This is a genomic window from Streptomyces sp. NPDC057900 (assembly GCF_042887885.1).
GTDB lineage: Bacteria > Actinomycetota > Actinomycetes > Streptomycetales > Streptomycetaceae > Streptomyces.
The window spans coordinates 94,274-110,276 of record NZ_JBHVOI010000007.1 but is presented as its reverse complement, the minus strand read 5'-3'; the positions used below and the strand labels follow the sequence as shown (position 1 = coordinate 110,276).

At 69.6% G+C, this 16,003-nt stretch carries 12 protein-coding genes; 7 read left to right on the top strand and 5 right to left on the bottom strand.

Translation table 11 applies throughout. The annotated features are described in order from the left end of the window. Position 1: 1 nt before the first annotated feature. The 5 genes from ACFVQ0_RS25050 to ACFVQ0_RS25030 all read right to left on the bottom strand — a co-directional run bounded on the left by ACFVQ0_RS25050 (position 2) and on the right by ACFVQ0_RS25030 (position 6,815). Entirely contained in the window at positions 2–907 is a 906-nt protein-coding gene (locus ACFVQ0_RS25050; RefSeq protein ID WP_073739466.1) for a carbohydrate ABC transporter permease, read from the bottom strand. Between the two features lie 98 nt (positions 908–1,005). After that, a complete protein-coding gene (locus tag ACFVQ0_RS25045) occupies positions 1,006–2,262 on the bottom strand; it encodes an ABC transporter substrate-binding protein (protein ID WP_390091459.1) in 1,257 nt (418 codons plus the stop codon). Between the two features lie 41 nt (positions 2,263–2,303). Next, positions 2,304–3,560, bottom strand: a complete 1,257-nt coding sequence (locus ACFVQ0_RS25040; RefSeq protein WP_390091457.1) for a Gfo/Idh/MocA family protein — start codon at positions 3,558–3,560, stop codon at positions 2,304–2,306. Between the two features lie 41 nt (positions 3,561–3,601). After that, entirely contained in the window at positions 3,602–5,749 is a 2,148-nt protein-coding gene (locus ACFVQ0_RS25035; protein ID WP_390091456.1) for a peptidase C14, read from the bottom strand. Between the two features lie 208 nt (positions 5,750–5,957). Beyond that, positions 5,958–6,815 carry an IclR family transcriptional regulator gene (locus ACFVQ0_RS25030; protein WP_390091455.1) on the bottom strand — a complete coding sequence of 286 codons (858 nt, stop codon included), beginning with the start codon at positions 6,813–6,815 and terminating at the stop codon, positions 5,958–5,960. Positions 6,816–7,103: 288 nt separating this feature from the next. Here ACFVQ0_RS25030 and ACFVQ0_RS25025 point away from each other — a divergent pair, with 288 nt between their 5' ends. The 7 genes from ACFVQ0_RS25025 (at position 7,104) to ACFVQ0_RS24995 (ending at position 15,903) form a co-directional block, all read left to right on the top strand. Continuing rightward, positions 7,104–8,474 (top strand): aspartate aminotransferase family protein, encoded by a 1,371-nt coding sequence (locus ACFVQ0_RS25025; RefSeq protein ID WP_390091454.1) that lies wholly within the window; start codon positions 7,104–7,106, stop codon positions 8,472–8,474. Next, complete coding sequence (locus ACFVQ0_RS25020; protein ID WP_390091453.1) at positions 8,474–9,661, top strand: mandelate racemase/muconate lactonizing enzyme family protein; 1,188 nt, start codon at positions 8,474–8,476, stop codon at positions 9,659–9,661. Before ACFVQ0_RS25025 ends, ACFVQ0_RS25020 begins: the two co-directional genes overlap by 1 nt. After that, positions 9,658–10,503 carry an amidohydrolase family protein gene (locus ACFVQ0_RS25015; protein WP_390091452.1) on the top strand — a complete coding sequence of 282 codons (846 nt, stop codon included), beginning with the start codon at positions 9,658–9,660 and terminating at the stop codon, positions 10,501–10,503. Before ACFVQ0_RS25020 ends, ACFVQ0_RS25015 begins: the two co-directional genes overlap by 4 nt. A 183-nt stretch (positions 10,504–10,686) precedes the next feature. Next, complete coding sequence (locus ACFVQ0_RS25010; RefSeq protein ID WP_390091450.1) at positions 10,687–11,526, top strand: SDR family NAD(P)-dependent oxidoreductase; 840 nt, start codon at positions 10,687–10,689, stop codon at positions 11,524–11,526. A 127-nt stretch (positions 11,527–11,653) separates the two neighbouring features. Next, complete coding sequence (locus ACFVQ0_RS25005; protein WP_390091449.1) at positions 11,654–13,789, top strand: peptidase C14; 2,136 nt, start codon at positions 11,654–11,656, stop codon at positions 13,787–13,789. Continuing rightward, entirely contained in the window at positions 13,786–14,718 is a 933-nt protein-coding gene (locus ACFVQ0_RS25000) for a GNAT family N-acetyltransferase (protein WP_390091448.1), read from the top strand. Before ACFVQ0_RS25005 ends, ACFVQ0_RS25000 begins: the two co-directional genes overlap by 4 nt. A gap of 420 nt (positions 14,719–15,138) precedes the next feature. Next, a complete protein-coding gene (locus ACFVQ0_RS24995; RefSeq protein ID WP_390091639.1) occupies positions 15,139–15,903 on the top strand; it encodes a BTAD domain-containing putative transcriptional regulator in 765 nt (254 codons plus the stop codon). The last annotated feature ends 100 nt before the right edge of the window (positions 15,904–16,003 follow it).

Sequence of the window (16,003 nt, the reverse complement as noted above, 5' to 3'; positions counted from 1 at the left end):
GTCACTGGTCCTTCCCGATCACGAGCCGCTGGATCACCGCGACGACCACGGTCAGCACGAAGAGCGCGACACCGATGGCGGAGGCGTAACCCAGGTCGAAGTACTTGAAGCCCGCGTCGTAGAGCTGGAAGACGAGCGTGTAGCTGGCGTTGGCGGGTCCGCCGCCCGTCATGGTGTAGACGGCGTCGAACACCTGGAAGGAGGCCGTCGTCTCGATCACGGCGAGGAAGAACAGGGCGGGCTTGAGCTGCGGCAGCACGATGTACCGGAACCGCTGCCAGGGCCCCGCCCCGTCGGTGAGCGCGGCCTCCTCCAGCTCGCGCGGGATGTCCTGCATCCGGGCGAGCAGGATGAGCATCCCGTAGCCGAAGCGGGACCAGATGCCGACGATCGCGAGCGCGGGCAGCACCAGCACGTCGTCGGAGAGCCAGGAGCCTTCCGACAGCCCGAACCAGCCCATCAGGGTGGACCACGGGCCGCCGGTCGAGAAGATCCAGACGAAGACGGTGGCGGCCAGCACCAGTGAGGTGACGACCGGCAGGAAGAACACCGAACGGAAGAACTTGGCGCCGCGGAACGCGCGGCGGGTGATCAGCGCCAGGCACACGGAGGCGGCGAGCGTGCCGGGTACGGCGATCACGGTGTACAGGACGGTGACCTTGAGGGCCTGCCAGAACAGCGGATCGGCCCAGAGGCGGGTGAAGTTGTCGAGCCCGATGAAGCTGCCGCCGCCGGTGAGGGAGTAGTCGGTGAAGCTCATCAGCACACCGGCGACGCCCGGACCGAACCGGAAGGCGAGGAACAGCAGGAAACACGGGAGGACGAAGAGCAGGCCGATCCGGGCCTCGCGGCGCGCCTGCGGCCCGCTGCGACGGCCCCGGCGGGTGGGTTCCGCGACGACTGCCACGGGGATCTCCTTGCGGTACGGGGGAATTGCGGGGGGTTCCGGGGTGCCATCCCCCGGTGGGATCGTGGGGGCCGGAGACCGGCCCCCACGACCGTTGATCAGCGGCCGAGCATCGCCTGCGCGGCCTTCTGCGCGGCGTCCAGCGCGTCCTGCGGGCTCTTCTTGCCGAGCAGCGCGGCCTGGATCTCCGGGGCGAGCACGCCCTGGACCTCACGCGCCTTGTCCTGGAGCGGGCCCACGTCCATGCTCGGCAGCGTGGCGCCGACGGCGGTCTGGAGCTTGTCGTCCGGGTACAGGTCGCCACCGGACTTGCGGGCCGGGAAGTAGCCGGCGGCCTTCTGGAGTCCGGCCGAGTTCTTCGACTCGGCGACGAAGTTCAGCCAGTCGCCGGTGTTCTTCTTGTCGGCGCCCTTCAGCATCGCCAGCGCGCCGACGGTGCCGTAACCGACCGACGCGGTGTCCTTCAGCGGCGGCTGGACGACGATGTTCTCCTTGCCCCAGAAGGGTTCGACGTCCGCCGGGGTGTTCTGCCAGGTGCAGGCCACCTTGCCCTTGGCGGTCGGGGTCTGCTCCAGCTTGGGCGTGGTCGTGACCAGGTCCTTGTCGGTGTAGCCGCCGTCGACCAGCTTCTTGAGGTACGTCAGGGCCTTGACGCCGGCCGCGTCGTTGAAGGTGACGTTCTTGCCGTCCTCGGAGAAGACGTCGCCGCCGGCCTGCCAGAGCAGCGGGTAGAAGGTCATGTTCAGGGTCTGCTGGGTGTCACCGCTGTAGCTGGTGGCGTAGTAGCCCTTCTTCTTCAGCTTCGGTGCCAGCGCGTCGAGGTCCGCCCAGCTTGACGGGTAGCTCTTCTCGCCGATCGCGTCGAACACCCGCTTGTCGCAGATCAGCGGGTTGGCGCTGGTCAGGATCGGGGTGGCGAGCGGCTTGCCGTCCACGGTGACGGACTTCAGCGCGAAGTCGGTGTAGTCCGACTTGGCGGAGGCCGGCATGTAGTCGTCGGCCGGGATGATGCTCTTGGTGTACTTCGGCAGCTGGTCCGGGATCAGGTAGACCGCGTCGGGGCCCTTGCCGGAGGCGATCGCGGTGGCCAGGGCGGTGTCGCGGTTGGCCCAGGGGAAGGTCTCCACCTTCACCTTGACGCCGTCGTGCTTCTTCTCGAACGCCTTGACCAGGCCGTCCCAGTACGCCTTGTTCTTGGCCTCGTCGAAGATGACCGGGTAGGTCCACATGGTCACGGTGTTGCCGTCGTCGCCGCTGCCGGAACAGCCGGCCAGCACTCCGGCGGCGAGCGCGGTGGCCAGGACGGGCGCGGCGAGGGCGCGGACTCTGGAACGGCGGGTGAGGAGACGGGACATGAGGTGGTCCTCCGGGAACCTGAGGGCGGGAAGAGGGGAAGTCACTGCGCCGGGACCGTCTGGACGGTGCCGGTGTGCCGGGCGCGTTCGGCGGCGAACGCCGCGAGGTGGCTGCCGAGCGAGGTGGCGGGACCGGAGCGGACGGCCCCGGAGTCGCCGGTGGCGACGGCGGTGACGAACGCCTCGACGAGTGCGGCGTCCCCGCCGCCGTGCCCGTCGGCCGCGTTCGAACCGGACGCGCCGAGTTCGTGGACGGTGGACTCGCCGGTCCGGAAGTCCTGCACCGTGACCCGCTCACCGTCACCGATGAGCCAGCCGTGAGAGCCGAAGATCCGGGTCTGGCGGTGGGTCTGCTCGGTGAACGCGACCATCTGGAAGGTCGCGGTCACCCCGTCCGTCAACTGCATGGCGAGGACCTGGTGGTCCACCACGTCGTTGTCGCTCCGGTACGCGCAGACCCCGTACGGGCCCTCACGCAGCGCCTGCACGAGTCCGGCTTCGTCGGTCGCCTCTGTGACATGGGTGACCGGCCAGACCGCGCCCTTCTCGCGCAGCGTCGGCATGTACAGCTTCAGCGCGCTGTACGGGCAGTCCGCCTCGACCGCGCAGTCCAGGCACCGCTCGGCGGACCCGGCCGGGGCGTTCTCTGGCCGGAAGTGCTTCAGCCCGCCGAAGCCGGTGACCTGCTCGATCCGGCCGCCCATGATGTACGTGATCCAGTCCAGGTCGTGGCAGGACTTGGCCAGCAGCATCGGGGAGGAGTCCTTCTCACTGCGCCAGGGGCCGCGTACGTAACTGTGCGCGTAGTGCCACCAGCCGACCGGCTCCAGATGGTCGAGCGAGACCAGCTGACCGAGCACTCCGGAGTCCACGACCTCCTTCACCAGGTCGGTGTACGGGGTGTACCGCATGACGTGGCAGACGGCGAACAGCACTCCGGCCCGCTCCACCCCCTCGACGATCCGCCGGGTCTCCTCCTCTGTCGGGGCGAGCGGCTTCTCCGCGAGGATCGCGTAACCGGCCCCGGCCAGGGCCAGCACCGGCTCCACGTGGAAGCGGTCCTGGGTGGCGACGATGACGGCGTCCGCGATGCGGTTCTCCACCAGCGGCCGCCAGTCGTCGAACTCGACGGGTGCGCCCGCGGCCGCCCGCGCCGCGGGGCGCGGATCCGCGACGGCGACGAGTTCGGCGCGCTCCGGGTGCGCCTTGATCCACTCGGCGTACGTCAGACCGCGGTTGCCGGCGCCGACGAGTGCGACGCGTACGGGCCGGCCGGTGATCGGGGTATGCGTGGACACGGGGAATCCCTGGTGCTCGATGGGCGCGGGGGCCCAGATGGTCAGAAGCGCAGCGTGGCCGAGGTGTGGGCGACGCGGTCGCCCTCGTCCGGGAGCGCGGTGCGCTCTGTGCCGTCCTCGACGCAGCCGGTGTGCAGCAGATGGCTGGAGCCGCCGAACGCCGCGGGCCGCAGTTCGAGCCGGCCACCGGTGAAGGTGGATCCGGTGGCCCGGTAGCGGTTGGGCCCCTCGGTGAGCAGCACATGGGCGGTGTCCCCGGACGCGGCCGAGTCGAGTCCGCCGAGCTGCCAGTCGACGGTGCGTCCGGAGCCGGTACGGGCGAGCAGGGCGCCGTCCTTGTTGGTGCCGGACAGCCGCGTGCCGTCGATGCGCAGGCCCTGGTCCTTCGCCGAGGTCAGCTTCAGCCCGGTGTCGCGGAGTTCGCCGCCCAGGACGGTGACGTCGGTGTGGGCGAGCGAGACCGGGGCGGTGTCCTTGGATCCGGTCAGCGTGCACTGGTCGAGGACGAGCGGCCCGGTGCCGTTGAACAGCGCGCCGTCGACGCCCTTCAGGGTGGTGCGCTGGACGGTGAGCGGCGCGGTGACATTGGCCTGGGTGATCTCCGCGCCCGCCGCGAAGGCGAAGGAGGAGTCCGCGATCACGTTGGGGCGGGCGGACAGGTCGGAGGCCCGGGAGACGATCAGCGGGCCCGTCGCCGTACAGCCGCGCATCTGCACGCCGTCCGCGTTGACCCAGAGCATTCCGGAGCCGTCCAGCGACTTCTTGCCGATGACCAGGACGTCCTCAAGGGTCAGATCGGTGATCTTGACGCGGGCCACGAACCAGGAGCAGGCGTGCCGGCGCACGGTGATCCGCTTGGCCCGGCCGCCCCAGGCCGCGCCCGAGTTGGCGAAGGTCATCAGCCCCGAGTTGCCGGTGTACGTGAGGTCGTGCTCGAACTGGCCGTGCGTCACGAACGGGCCTTCGTCGTCACCGTCGCCGTGGCAGTTGGTGACGTAGCAGTAGGCGGAGGCCGTGAAGTCGTTCAGATGGCGGGCGTTGGAGGTGTGGCAGTCCTCCACGTGCCCGTACAGGCAGTAGATCTGCTGGGTGAGGTAGCCCGCGCCGCCGTAGGTGACGGACTTCGGGTTGGTCAGTGAGCACTGCTCCGTGCGGTAGTACGTGCACCAGCGGCGCATCACCACGGGCCAGAACGTGCCGATGGCCTCGATGCCGGAGACGTCGCAGCGCACGGCGTACTCGTAGGCGACCGGGTGCGAGCCGGTCATCTCGTCCTCGCCCCAGCCCTCGAAGACCATGTTGCGCACGTGGGCGCGGTCGACGGGTTCGATCCGGGTCCAGGTCAGGGTGCGTCCGGCGGCCAGGTCCCAGCCGATCTGGTAGTTGACCCGGATGTGCGTGGCGTCGACGACATCCGTGACCTGGACGAGCCGCTGGATCTCCTTCTCGTACTGCCCGGACAGGGCGTTGATCTCCACGGCCCACCACTGGCCGACCGCGAACTTCGCGGAGTCACCGACCTCGAAGAGGTCCGAGAGGTCCGGCATCGCCGAGCTCAGTGTGTGCTTGAGGGTGGTGTCGGTGACGGTGCCGCGGAAGGAGAGGACGGCGCCGAAGGGGTTGTCGTGGGTGTTCTTCTCGATGCCTTCGGTGTGGATGTGGTGTCCGCCGAAGTCGAGTTCGATGTCGGAGCGGTCGAAGAGGTGGCGTTTGGTGAACAGGAGGTCGGTGTGGGCCTCGATGCGGTGGACGCTGGTGTCGTTGACCATGGCGTCGAGTGCGGTGTCGGCGGGGGTCTTGGCGTCGAAGTGGCCGAAGGTGCGGAAGTCGAGCGTTCCGGTGTGGAGCTGGTGCCAGCGGCCGGTCTTCACACCGTCGGGGGCGATGACGGTGCCGCCGTTGTGGGCGGCGGTGGACTTCCTGTCCCAGCGCAGGGCCATCGCGCCGCCGTCACCGGGGGTGCGGTAGCCGGCCAGCAGGATCTGGGCGCCGTCGGCCAGCGGCTTGGTGTTCAGGGCCCGCAGCGCGGCGACCGAGTCCAGACTCAGGACATCACCGGTATGGGCGGGTGCGGCCTGCGCGGACCCGGCGGCCACGGCCGAACCGGCCATGACCAGACCGGCGAGACCCGAAGCCCGCAGCACATTGCGACGGGACGAAGCAGGGGTGGAGTGGTGCGGAACGCTCATGCGGACTTCGCCTTCCAAGAAGCGCGACAAGTGAGGGAGCGTTCCTGCGGTGGACTGCCATGGGGCGGATGGCTGAAAAGGGTCCGGCCGTTGGATGTTCACGACGCGGTGGGCAGGCGTCGGAATCGGACCGGGAGGGGTAAATCGGCGGTGACGGATGAGCGTCACCGGGGTTGGCAGGGAACCTACGGCGGGTTATGCCGATCGGTCAAGGCCTGATTTCGTCGGAATGCGACGTCGCGGTGTCCGAAACGCCGTCCTCCGGGTCGTCGACCCAGCCCAGCGAGACGCTGATCCGGCGCGCCGAGTCCCGCACCTGGCCGCCCAGCTCCTGGTAGCGCCAGGCCGGCAGCCCGGTCTTCAGTCCGGTGATGGAGACGGCCCCGGCGCACACCGAACGGTCGTCGAAGACCGGTGCGCCGATGCAGATGATGCCCTCGGCGTCCTCCTCGTCGTCCAGGGCGTAGCCGACCCTGGCGATGTCGCGGAGGTGGGAAAGGAAGGTCGCCGGGTCGGTGATCGTGCGGGACGTGCGCCGGGGCAGCCCGAACCGCTCGACGACCGAGGCGGCCTCGCTCTGCGGCACGGCGGAGAGCAGCGCCTTGCCCAGGCCCGTGCAGTGCGGCAGCTCGCGCTGGCCCATCCGCAGATCGAGCCGGACGCGCTGGTCGAGCTCGACCTGGTCCACCACGACCGCGTGGCCGTCCTCGGGGACGGCGAGCCTGGAGGCCATGCCGGTGGTGCGGCTGAGCTCGCGCAGGACGGGGTGGGCGACCCCGCGCAGCGAGACCTGGGACCTGGCCCGGTCGCCGAGCCTGGCCAGGCTCATGCCGAGCCGGTAGCGGCGGTTCATGCCCTCGCCGTCGTCCGAGACCAGTCCGTAGGCGCGCAGGGTCTGGAGCATGCCGAACGCGGCGCTCTTGGAGATGGAGCAGACCTGGCCGACCTCGGTGACGCTCAGGCCGTTCCCCTGGGAGGGGGCGGCGAGAGCTTCGAGGATGTCGGCTGCCCTGGCCACGCTCTTGACCCAGTATTTCGGTTCCTCAGGGGCAGCACTGTTCGTCATAGCAGAACAGCCTAGTGCCTATGGGGTCCTGCGGCGTACGCGCAAACCAAGAAAACCCGGAAATCGGGGCCTTGAGTGGCTGGAAGGGGGTTGACCGGCCTCAGGGGCGGACGTAATATCCAGGCACTGTTCTGCTCTACAGAACAGCGTTCTGAAAAAGCGAAACGCAGTACCGAGCACCACGGATCACCTCTTCCTGCGGCGACTGCCGGGCGGATGGCGCCAGGGACTCACGGGCCGGGCAGGGCCCGCGAAAACCGACGACTCTCGACGCAAGGAGCAAGCACCATGAGTTCAGGCCCGGTAGGCAACGAATCCGGAGCCCGACTCGCCGAACGCGCCCGCCAGGTCGTACCCGGCGGCGTGAACAGCGGTCAGCGCAGCGTTCCCGGACTGACCGACCTGGTCGTCACCGGGACCGACGGCGCACGGTTCCGTACCGCCGACGGACGCGAGTACACCGACTTCCACTCGGCGTTCGGCCCGCCGCTGCTCGGCCACAACGACCCCGACGTGGCCGCCGCCACCGCCGAGGCCGGCGCCACCCTCGGCCACATGGGCGTCGGCGTCACCGAGGGCGAGATCCTCCTCGCCGAACAGCTCACCGAGCTGATCCCCTCGATCGAGAAGGTGCTGCTCACCAGCACCGGCAGCGAGGCCACGTTCCACGCGCTGCGCGTCTCCCGCGCCGCGACCGGCCGCCGACTGGTCGTCAAGTTCCAGGGCTGCTACCACGGCTGGCACGACTCGGTCAGCCTCAACGTCATCTCCGCGCCCGAGAAGGTCGGCGGCCACGACCCGATCTCGACCGGCATCCTGCCCGAGGTCCTCGAAGCCACCCTCGTCCTGCCGTTCAACGACAGCGAGGCCGTCCGCCGCACCTTCGCCGAGCACGGCTCCGACATCGCCGCCGTCATCGTCGAACCCGTCCCGCACAACGTCGGCGCGCTCCTGCCCTACCAGGAGTTCCTCACCACGCTGCGCGAGGAGACCACGAAGGCCGGCAGCGTCCTGATCTTCGACGAGGTCATCACCGGCTTCCGCCACGCGCTGGGCGGCTGGCAGCAGATCTCCGGCGTCACCCCCGACCTCACCACCCTCGGCAAGGCCATCGCCAACGGCGCCCCCGTCGGCGCGATCGGCGGCCGCGCCGACCTGATGGACCTCTTCTCCACCAGCCCCGGCGCCCCGGCCTTCTTCGCCGGCACGTACAACGGACACCCGTCCGTCGTCGCCGCCGCCCTCGCCACGCTGCGCAAGCTCCGCGAGGAGCCGGTCCACGACCACGTCTTCCGGCTCGGCGGCCGCGTCCGCACCGAACTGACCGGACTGTACGAGCGCCTCGGCGTCCCCGCCGTCGTCACCGGCTACGGCTCCGTCTTCGTCAGCTACTTCATGCCCGGTGAGGCCCCCCGCACCTATGCGGACCTGCTGAACAACGACGCCTCGCTGTTCGTCGGCTACCGCCGCAAGCTGCTGGAGCACGGCCTGTTCGAGCTGCCGCTCAACCTCAAGCGCAGCCACATCAGCTACGCGCACACCGACGCCGACGTGGACCGCCTGATCGCGGGCACGGAGGCCGCGGTCAAGGCCGTCCTCGCGGACGGCGGCGCCCGAGACCTGGAGAACACCTCGACCATGGGTGGAGCGACCCGCTGATGCTGACCGTCAACCGCACCCGCCCCGTCGGCCCCGCCGGACGGATCACCCGTGTCGAGACCCTGATGCTCGGCACCTCCTGGCGCGACTTCGGCTACGTCCGGGTCCACACCGACGAGGGCCTGTCCGGCATCGGCGAGATCACCCACCCCTACCGGGTCGGCGAGGTCTGCGCGCTCACCGAGGCCATCGCCGGGCGCCACCTGATCGGCGCCGACCCCTTCGACGTCGAGGAAGTCTGGCTCCGCGTCTACCAGGGCGACTTCCTGCGCGGCGGCGACATGGGCGGCGTCGCCCTGTCCGGCCTCGACCAGGCGATGTACGACCTGATGGGCAAGGCGCTCGGCGTCCCCGCCTACCGGCTGACCGGCGGCGCCTGCCGCGACGACGTACGCGTCTACGCCAACGGCTGGTACACCGGGGAACGCGAGCCCGAGACCTTCGCGGCCAAGGCGAAGGAGACCGTCGCCAAGGGCTTCACCGCCCTCAAGTTCGACCCCTTCGGCCCCGGACTGCACGAGCTGGAGCGCGCCGAACTGCGCCGCTCCATCGACCTCGTGGCCGCCGTGCGCGAGGCCATCGGCCCGGACATCGACCTCTTCATCGAGGGCCACGCCCGCTTCGCCATGCCGACCGCCGCCCGCCTGGTGCGCGAGCTGGAACCGTTCGACATCGGCTGGTTCGAGGAGCCGATGCCCTGGACCCACATCGAGCGGTACGCCGAACTGCGCCAGCGCGCCGCCTTCCCCATCTCCGGCGGCGAGCACTTCCACAACCGCTACGAGTACAAGCAGCTCTTCGCGACGAACGCGGTCGACATCATTCAGCCCGACCTGTCCATGGCCGGCGGCTTCACCGAGGTCAGGAAGCTGGCCGCGATCGCCGACACCCACGGCATGCTGGTCGCCCCGCACAACTCCAACTCCCCGCTCTGCACCACCGTCTCGGTGCACGCGGCGCTCGGAATCCCCAACTTCAAGATCCTCGAAACCTTCGACGGGCTCCTGGAGCCGTTCGTCTTCGACGCCCTCAAGGGCACCCTCCCGATGAAGGACGGCCGCATCGGACTGCCGACCGCGCCCGGCCTCGGCGTCGAACTCGTCGACGAGGTCTTCGAGGAGCACCCGCCCAGCCACCGCTTCTGGAACATGTTCGCGGACGGCTGGGAGAAGCGGAACCGCACATGATCACCGACGTCCACTCCCATCTCTTCCGGCACAGCCACGACTTCACCGACCCGTTCAGCTCCGACTCCGCCCGCGCCCACGCGGGCGAGGTCGACCTCACGGTGAAGTGGGAGGAGTACGCCGCCACCGCGCCCGACTCCACCCGCACGATCGTCGTCGGCGGCAAGGCGCGCCGCAGCGGCCTCTGGGTCGACGACGCCGCCGTGGCCGCGTACGTCGGGAAACACCCCGACCGGCTGATCGGCTACCTGGCGCTCGACCCCACCCAGCCCGGCTGGCAGGAGGAACTGCGCTACGGCCACCAGGAGCTCGGCCTGCGCGGCATCAAGCTGATGCCGATGTACGCGGGCTTCGACCCGGCCGCCGAGGAGTACGACGAGCTGTACACGTACGCCGAACGGCACGGTCTTCCGCTCCTGGTGCACACCGGCACGACGTTCGTCTCCCGCGCGCCGCTGGAGTGGGCGATGCCCCGCCACCTGGACGCCGTCGCCATCCGCCATCCCGAGCTGCGGATGGTACTGGCCCACCTCGGCCACCCCTTCGAGGGCGAGTGCATCGCGGTCATCCGCAAGCACCCGCACGTGTACGCCGACCTCAGCGCCCTGCACTACCGGCCCTTCCAGCTCTGGCACAGCCTCCGGCTGGTCCAGGACTACGGGGTCTTCCACAAGGTGCTGTTCGGCAGCGACTACCCGTTCACGACGGTCGACGACTCGGTGAAGGGGCTCCGGGAGATCGCCCGTATCCCCGGCATCCCCGGGCTGCCGCCGCTGGACGCGGACGCGATCGAGGAGATCATCCACCGGCCCTCGCTCGATCTGCTGGGCCTGAACGGCTGAGCCGCCGTTCCCCCCGAACTACCGGTACGGCGCCCCGGTTCATCCCCCTGTCCGGGGGTGCCGGCCGGTAGCAGGGCCGCCGCGCACTCACCCATGTGTCCCCCGCGCGGCGGCCCGCCCCAGCCAGAGGGCAGGGCCCTGTTCCGTATCTCTCCGCATCTCTCCGCCTGGAGGAGCCCCGCCATGACCGCAGCCGTCCCGCCCCGCGGCACCGACCGCTTCGACCTGACCGGCCGCACCGCGCTCGTGACCGGGGCCGCCCGGGGCCTCGGCCGCTCCTTCGCCGTGGGACTGGCGGAGGCGGGTGCCGATCTGGTGCTCGTCGACCTGCCGGGCGCCGAGGGCATCGAGCGGACCCGAGCGGAGGTCGAGGCGCTCGGGCGGCGCTGCCGGGTGTACGGGCAGGACCTCGCGGACATCGAGGCGCTGGCCGGCTTCGCCGACGCGGTGCGCGCAGAGAACGGCCCGCTGCACATCCTGGTCAACAACGCGGGCACGGCGGCGCTGGAACGCTTCAACGAGATCACCCCGGCCGGCTGGTCGCACATCATGCGGGTCAACGTGGACGCGGTGTTCTTCCTCAGCCAGCGCGTCGCCGAACACATGACGGCGGACTCCGTGGCCGGCCGCATCATCACCATCACCTCGAAGAACGCCCTGGTGGCCGAAGCGGGCCTGGCCCACTACAACGCCTCCAAGGCCGCCGCCCAGCTGCTCACCGAGACCCTGGCGGTCGAGCTCGCCCCGCACGGCATCACCGCCAACACGCTTGCGCCCGGCATGGTCGAGACGCCCATCGACGGCGAGTTCCCCTTCGACCGGGAGGCCTTCGAGTCCGCGTACCGCGAGCGCATCCCGCTCGGCCGGTACGCGCGGCCCGACGAGTGTGTGGGCGCGCTGCTGCTGCTCGCCTCGGACGCGGGTGCCTACCTCACCGGGGCGCGGATCGTGGTGGACGGCGGGGTACTGGCCGACCAGATGCCGCGGATGCGCTTCATGCCGCCGTACCGCAACACGATCTGACCGCCGCGCCCTGCGACCCGCAGAGCACGCACGCACCGAGCACGCACGCACCGAGCACGCACGCACCGAGCACGCACGCATCGAGTACGCACCGACAAGCACTGACAACGCGAGGAGCACCTCCGTCATGTCCGCCAACGCTTCGTCCCGCCGGAATCTGCTGCGGGCTTCGGGTCTCGCCGGTCTGGTCATGGCCGGTTCGGCCGTGGCCGCCGGGTCCGCGCAGGCCGCACCCGCCCATACCGGTGATGTCCTGAGTCTGGACTCGGTCGCCGCGCTGCGGGCCCTGAACACCAAGCCGCTGGCCGACGGCGCCCAGATCCTGCTGGCCGGCTACCGCACCCCCGGTGACGGCGGCGCGATGGCCCTGCGCTGGGACAGGAAGTCCACCGCCGCCCACAACGGCGGCACCGTCATCGCCCCCGACGGTGTGAAGACCGGCCGCTGGCACCAGCTCCACACCGGAACGCTCGACTTCCGCACCTTCGGCCACTTCGACGCCAAGACCCCCGCCGACACCGCACTCGACTCCATGGTCAACGACACCGGCGTCCACCGCATCGAGGCCCACACCGACCTCCTGTTCACCAAACGCCACCTCTTCGACCGCTCCGACATCGAACTCGACTTCGGCGGCCACCACATCCACACCGAAGGCATCGAGAAGAACACCCACGACAACCCCTTCGGCGCCGTCCTCTCCTTCCGCGGCACCGTCACCGACACCACCGTCAAGCACCAGCTCTCCGCCAAGGTCATCGAACTCACCGACACCTTCCCGGTTCCCGACGCGAAGGCCTTCGCGGTCGGCCAGTGGTGGTCGGTACAGGTCGACCCGGTCGAGGGCGGCGGCGGTGACGAGCGGGAACTGCAGAAGCTCGTCGAGATCACCGAGATCGTCGACGCGGGCCACATCCGGATCGGCTACCTCAACGGCTGGGAACTCGCCGCCGGCCGCGCCCTGACCTGGACCCGGATCGAGCCGGTCCGCAACGCCCACATCCGCAACATGCTCTTCGAGGGCGCGGGACCCGACGAGTACACCGGCTCGCACCCCGTCAGCTTCGAGTACGCCGTCGGCTGCGACGTCTCCGGCATCCACGCCACCGGCACCTTCTGGCCGGTCGTCATGCGCCGCTGGTGCACCCGCTTCCGTACCGAGAGCTGCTCGCTGAAGAACCCGCCCACCGTCGAGTACGGCGGCGCGGGCTACCTCACCCAGCAGATCTACTGCCTGTACGGACGGGTGGCCGACTGCACCACCAGCAACGTGCGCCACCTCAACGACCTCACCGCCTCCGCCTACTGCACCGTCGTGAACTGCCACGGCGACGGCGACGACGCCGGCGGCAACCCCTTCACCACCCACGGCCAGTACGAGCACGATCTGCTGTTCGACGGCAACTCCGGACTCATGGACATCGCCAACTCAGGTGCCCAGTGGGGTATTTCCGCCAAGCGGATCACCGTACGCAGACACGTCTGCTCCTGGTTCACCGCCAACACGAAGATCACCGATCTGACCCTTGAGGACATCACGATGATCGCCCGCCCCACCTTCGACCAGGCCGGCACCCTCACGGTGAACGCCGACGGGGCCCAGGTGCGCGGCTGCACCGCGAAGACCTTCGCCGTCGCCCAGCGCTCCGAGCGCTCCACCCGGCCGACCACCATCAGTGACTGCTCCTTCGAACCGCCCGCCGGAGCCGTCCTCGTCCAGACCCCCGTCACCGCCCCCGTCCACTTCGTGCGCTGCACGTTCAAGGGCGTCGACGGCGTCGTCCTGCGCGGTGCGGGCCCCGTCTACCTCACCGACTGCACCGTCACCGGCACAGAGGACGCGGCCCCCCTCTCGGTGGGCTCGGCCGATCTGCGGCTGGACGGCGGCACGTTCCACAACACCGGCATCGAACTCAGCGGCGTGCGCGACCAGCGGATCACCGTTACCGGCGGCGCCAGGATCACCGGCGGCAACAAGGCGGGGGCGCTGCTCGGCCGGGCGGCCGGCTCCGGGAGCACCACCTGGGACCTCACCGGCCTCAGCAGCACCGCCGCCGGGGCGGACACCGCGCACATCCGCATCGCCGACGGCGCGAACCACTACGCGGCGACCGGCAGCCGCTTCACCGGCGGCGTCCTCCACCTCGCCCCGGAAGCCATGGACTCGGTCCTGCACACGGGGTGCGTGGAGGACGGCACCCGGCGCGGCGCGATGCCGCAGGACGGCGAACGGGTGCGTACGGGCGGGAACCTGATCCTGTGAGCGCCACCGTCAGCACCGCCACCCCGGCCGACGAGCCGGCTCTGGCCGCCCTGTGGAAGAGGTGCTTCGACTCCCCGCACCTCGCCGCCCTCCACGCGCTCGACCCGGACCGCCACCGGCACACCTTCGTCGCGCGGAACGACGAGGGGGAGGGGATCGACGCGGTCGTCGTCTACGTACCGAGGCTGATCCGGGACGCGGACGGCACCCCGCGCCGGGTCGGCGGCATCGGCAGCGTCGCGACCCGCCCAGAGGCCAGGGGGCAGGGGCTGGTGCGACGGCTGCTGGTGGCGGCCGAGCGCACCATGACCGCCGAACAGTGCGCCTGGTCCCTGCTGTTCACGGGGACGCCCGGCGTCTACCGGAGCTCGGGGTGGCAGGAGTTCGCGAGCGGTTACACCGAGGGGACGCTCGCCACCTCGTCCGCTCCGGAGGCCTTCCCGGTCCGGGCTGCCACGGCCCGTGACGCCGTGGAGGTGGCCGCGCTGCACCACGCGTACAACGCGCGGCGGCCGCTCAGCTCGCTGCGGGCTCCCGAGGACTGGGCGGTGCGGGTGCCCGCCTGGTACGGCGCGCTCGAAGAGTCGCTCGTGGCGCGTGACCCGGTCTCCGGCGCGCTCACCGGCTGGATCGTGGCGCGGCACGCGGGGGACTGCGTGGAGGTCCGCGAGTTCGCGGGCGCGGAGGCGTGTCTGGGGGCGCTGTTCGCCGCCGTCGGCTCGCGGGCCGCCGCGGCGGGGCTGAACCGGGCCCGGGTCAGGATTCCCGTCACCCCCGGGGTTCGGGCCGCGCTGCCGGTCCTGCTGGCGGACGCCGGGCAGGTCACGGAGCACGTGGGGATGGCACGGCCGCTGCACGCCACGGCCGAGTCGGTGCGCGCCACGGTCACGGCGCCCGGCGCGGTCCACTGGTACGGCGACTGCTTCTGAGCCCCGGCGGGGGCCCGTAGGGCGCCCCTTTTCGGCCGCGACGGCGGGAGAGGTCCGAGGCGGCTGCCGACCGCACGGAACCGGCCGGATTGATGTGCGCTTTCCGGCCTTCGGCTGAGGAATTCCAGCCACTCGGAAGAGTTATTGAAAATTCGTGCGGCGGTATGTTCTTCACCAGATCGCGTGTGGAATGCGGCAACACCGCTGAACGTCTGGCGGTTGCATGGTGTGAGTAAAGAATGGGCAAGGGATAACGATCATTTTAGGCGACGTCAGCTTGATTCTTTCGTATCTTGACAGGGGGCGTGGCCGACGCGGTACGATAATGTACTGAGCACTGCACGCATGGACGCCCGGCGTGTCTCATTCTCTCTCATGTTTCTACAGGAAAAGTCGGCCTGAAGGAATTGTGAAGTGTTGATGAATATCGGAGTGTTAGGTCCTCTGTGCGTCTCTCTCGATGACACGGTGAACCAGGTGGAACTGGCGCCGAAACCCCGCACCGTGTTCGCTGTTCTCCTGGCCAATGCCGGCCGGGTCGTCCCTGTCTCGTCCTTGGTGCGCGAGGTCTGGGAGGACGATCCACCGGTGAGCGCGCTGCGCAATATCCAGACCTATATCTTCCAGTCCCGCAAGGTGCTCCAGAGATTCACCGGTCTGTCTGCGCGGTCGGTGGCACGTGAGTTGCTGATGACCAGGCCGGGCGGATACGTATTCAGCGGCAGGCTGGCGCAGTTCGACTACGGCGCCTACCGGAGCATGGTCGTAGACGGTCGCGGGATGATCCGGCAGGGGGACGACCCGAAGGGGTTGACCATTCTCAGCCGTGCCCTCGCGATCTGGCGCGGCCCCGCTTTCGTGGACGTGACGACGAGGGCCGCGCTGGAGGCGCAGCGGCGTGAACTGGAGGAATCGAGACTCGGAGTGATCGAAGATCTCTCCGACGTCAAGATCAGGCTGGGGATGTACCACGAGGCCATAGCCGATCTCGCCGTTCCGGTTTTCGAGCATCCGCTGCATGAAGGGTTGCACTGTCAATACATGCGTGCCCTCAGTATGTCGGGGGACCGGGTCCGCGCGCTCGATGTGTTCGGCAGGCTGCGTCTAAATCTCGTATCGGATCTGGGGATCGAACCTGGTATTCCTGTTCAGGAATTACAGTACGCAATTCTCAATTCAGGATAGCTCCTGCCTGAAGGGCCTGAAGAGCCTTAAGAGTTTGAAGAGGGTGCCGGGAGGCGCTTCTCTCCCGGGAATCGTGGAGGGAATCGCGCGGGACTGTGTA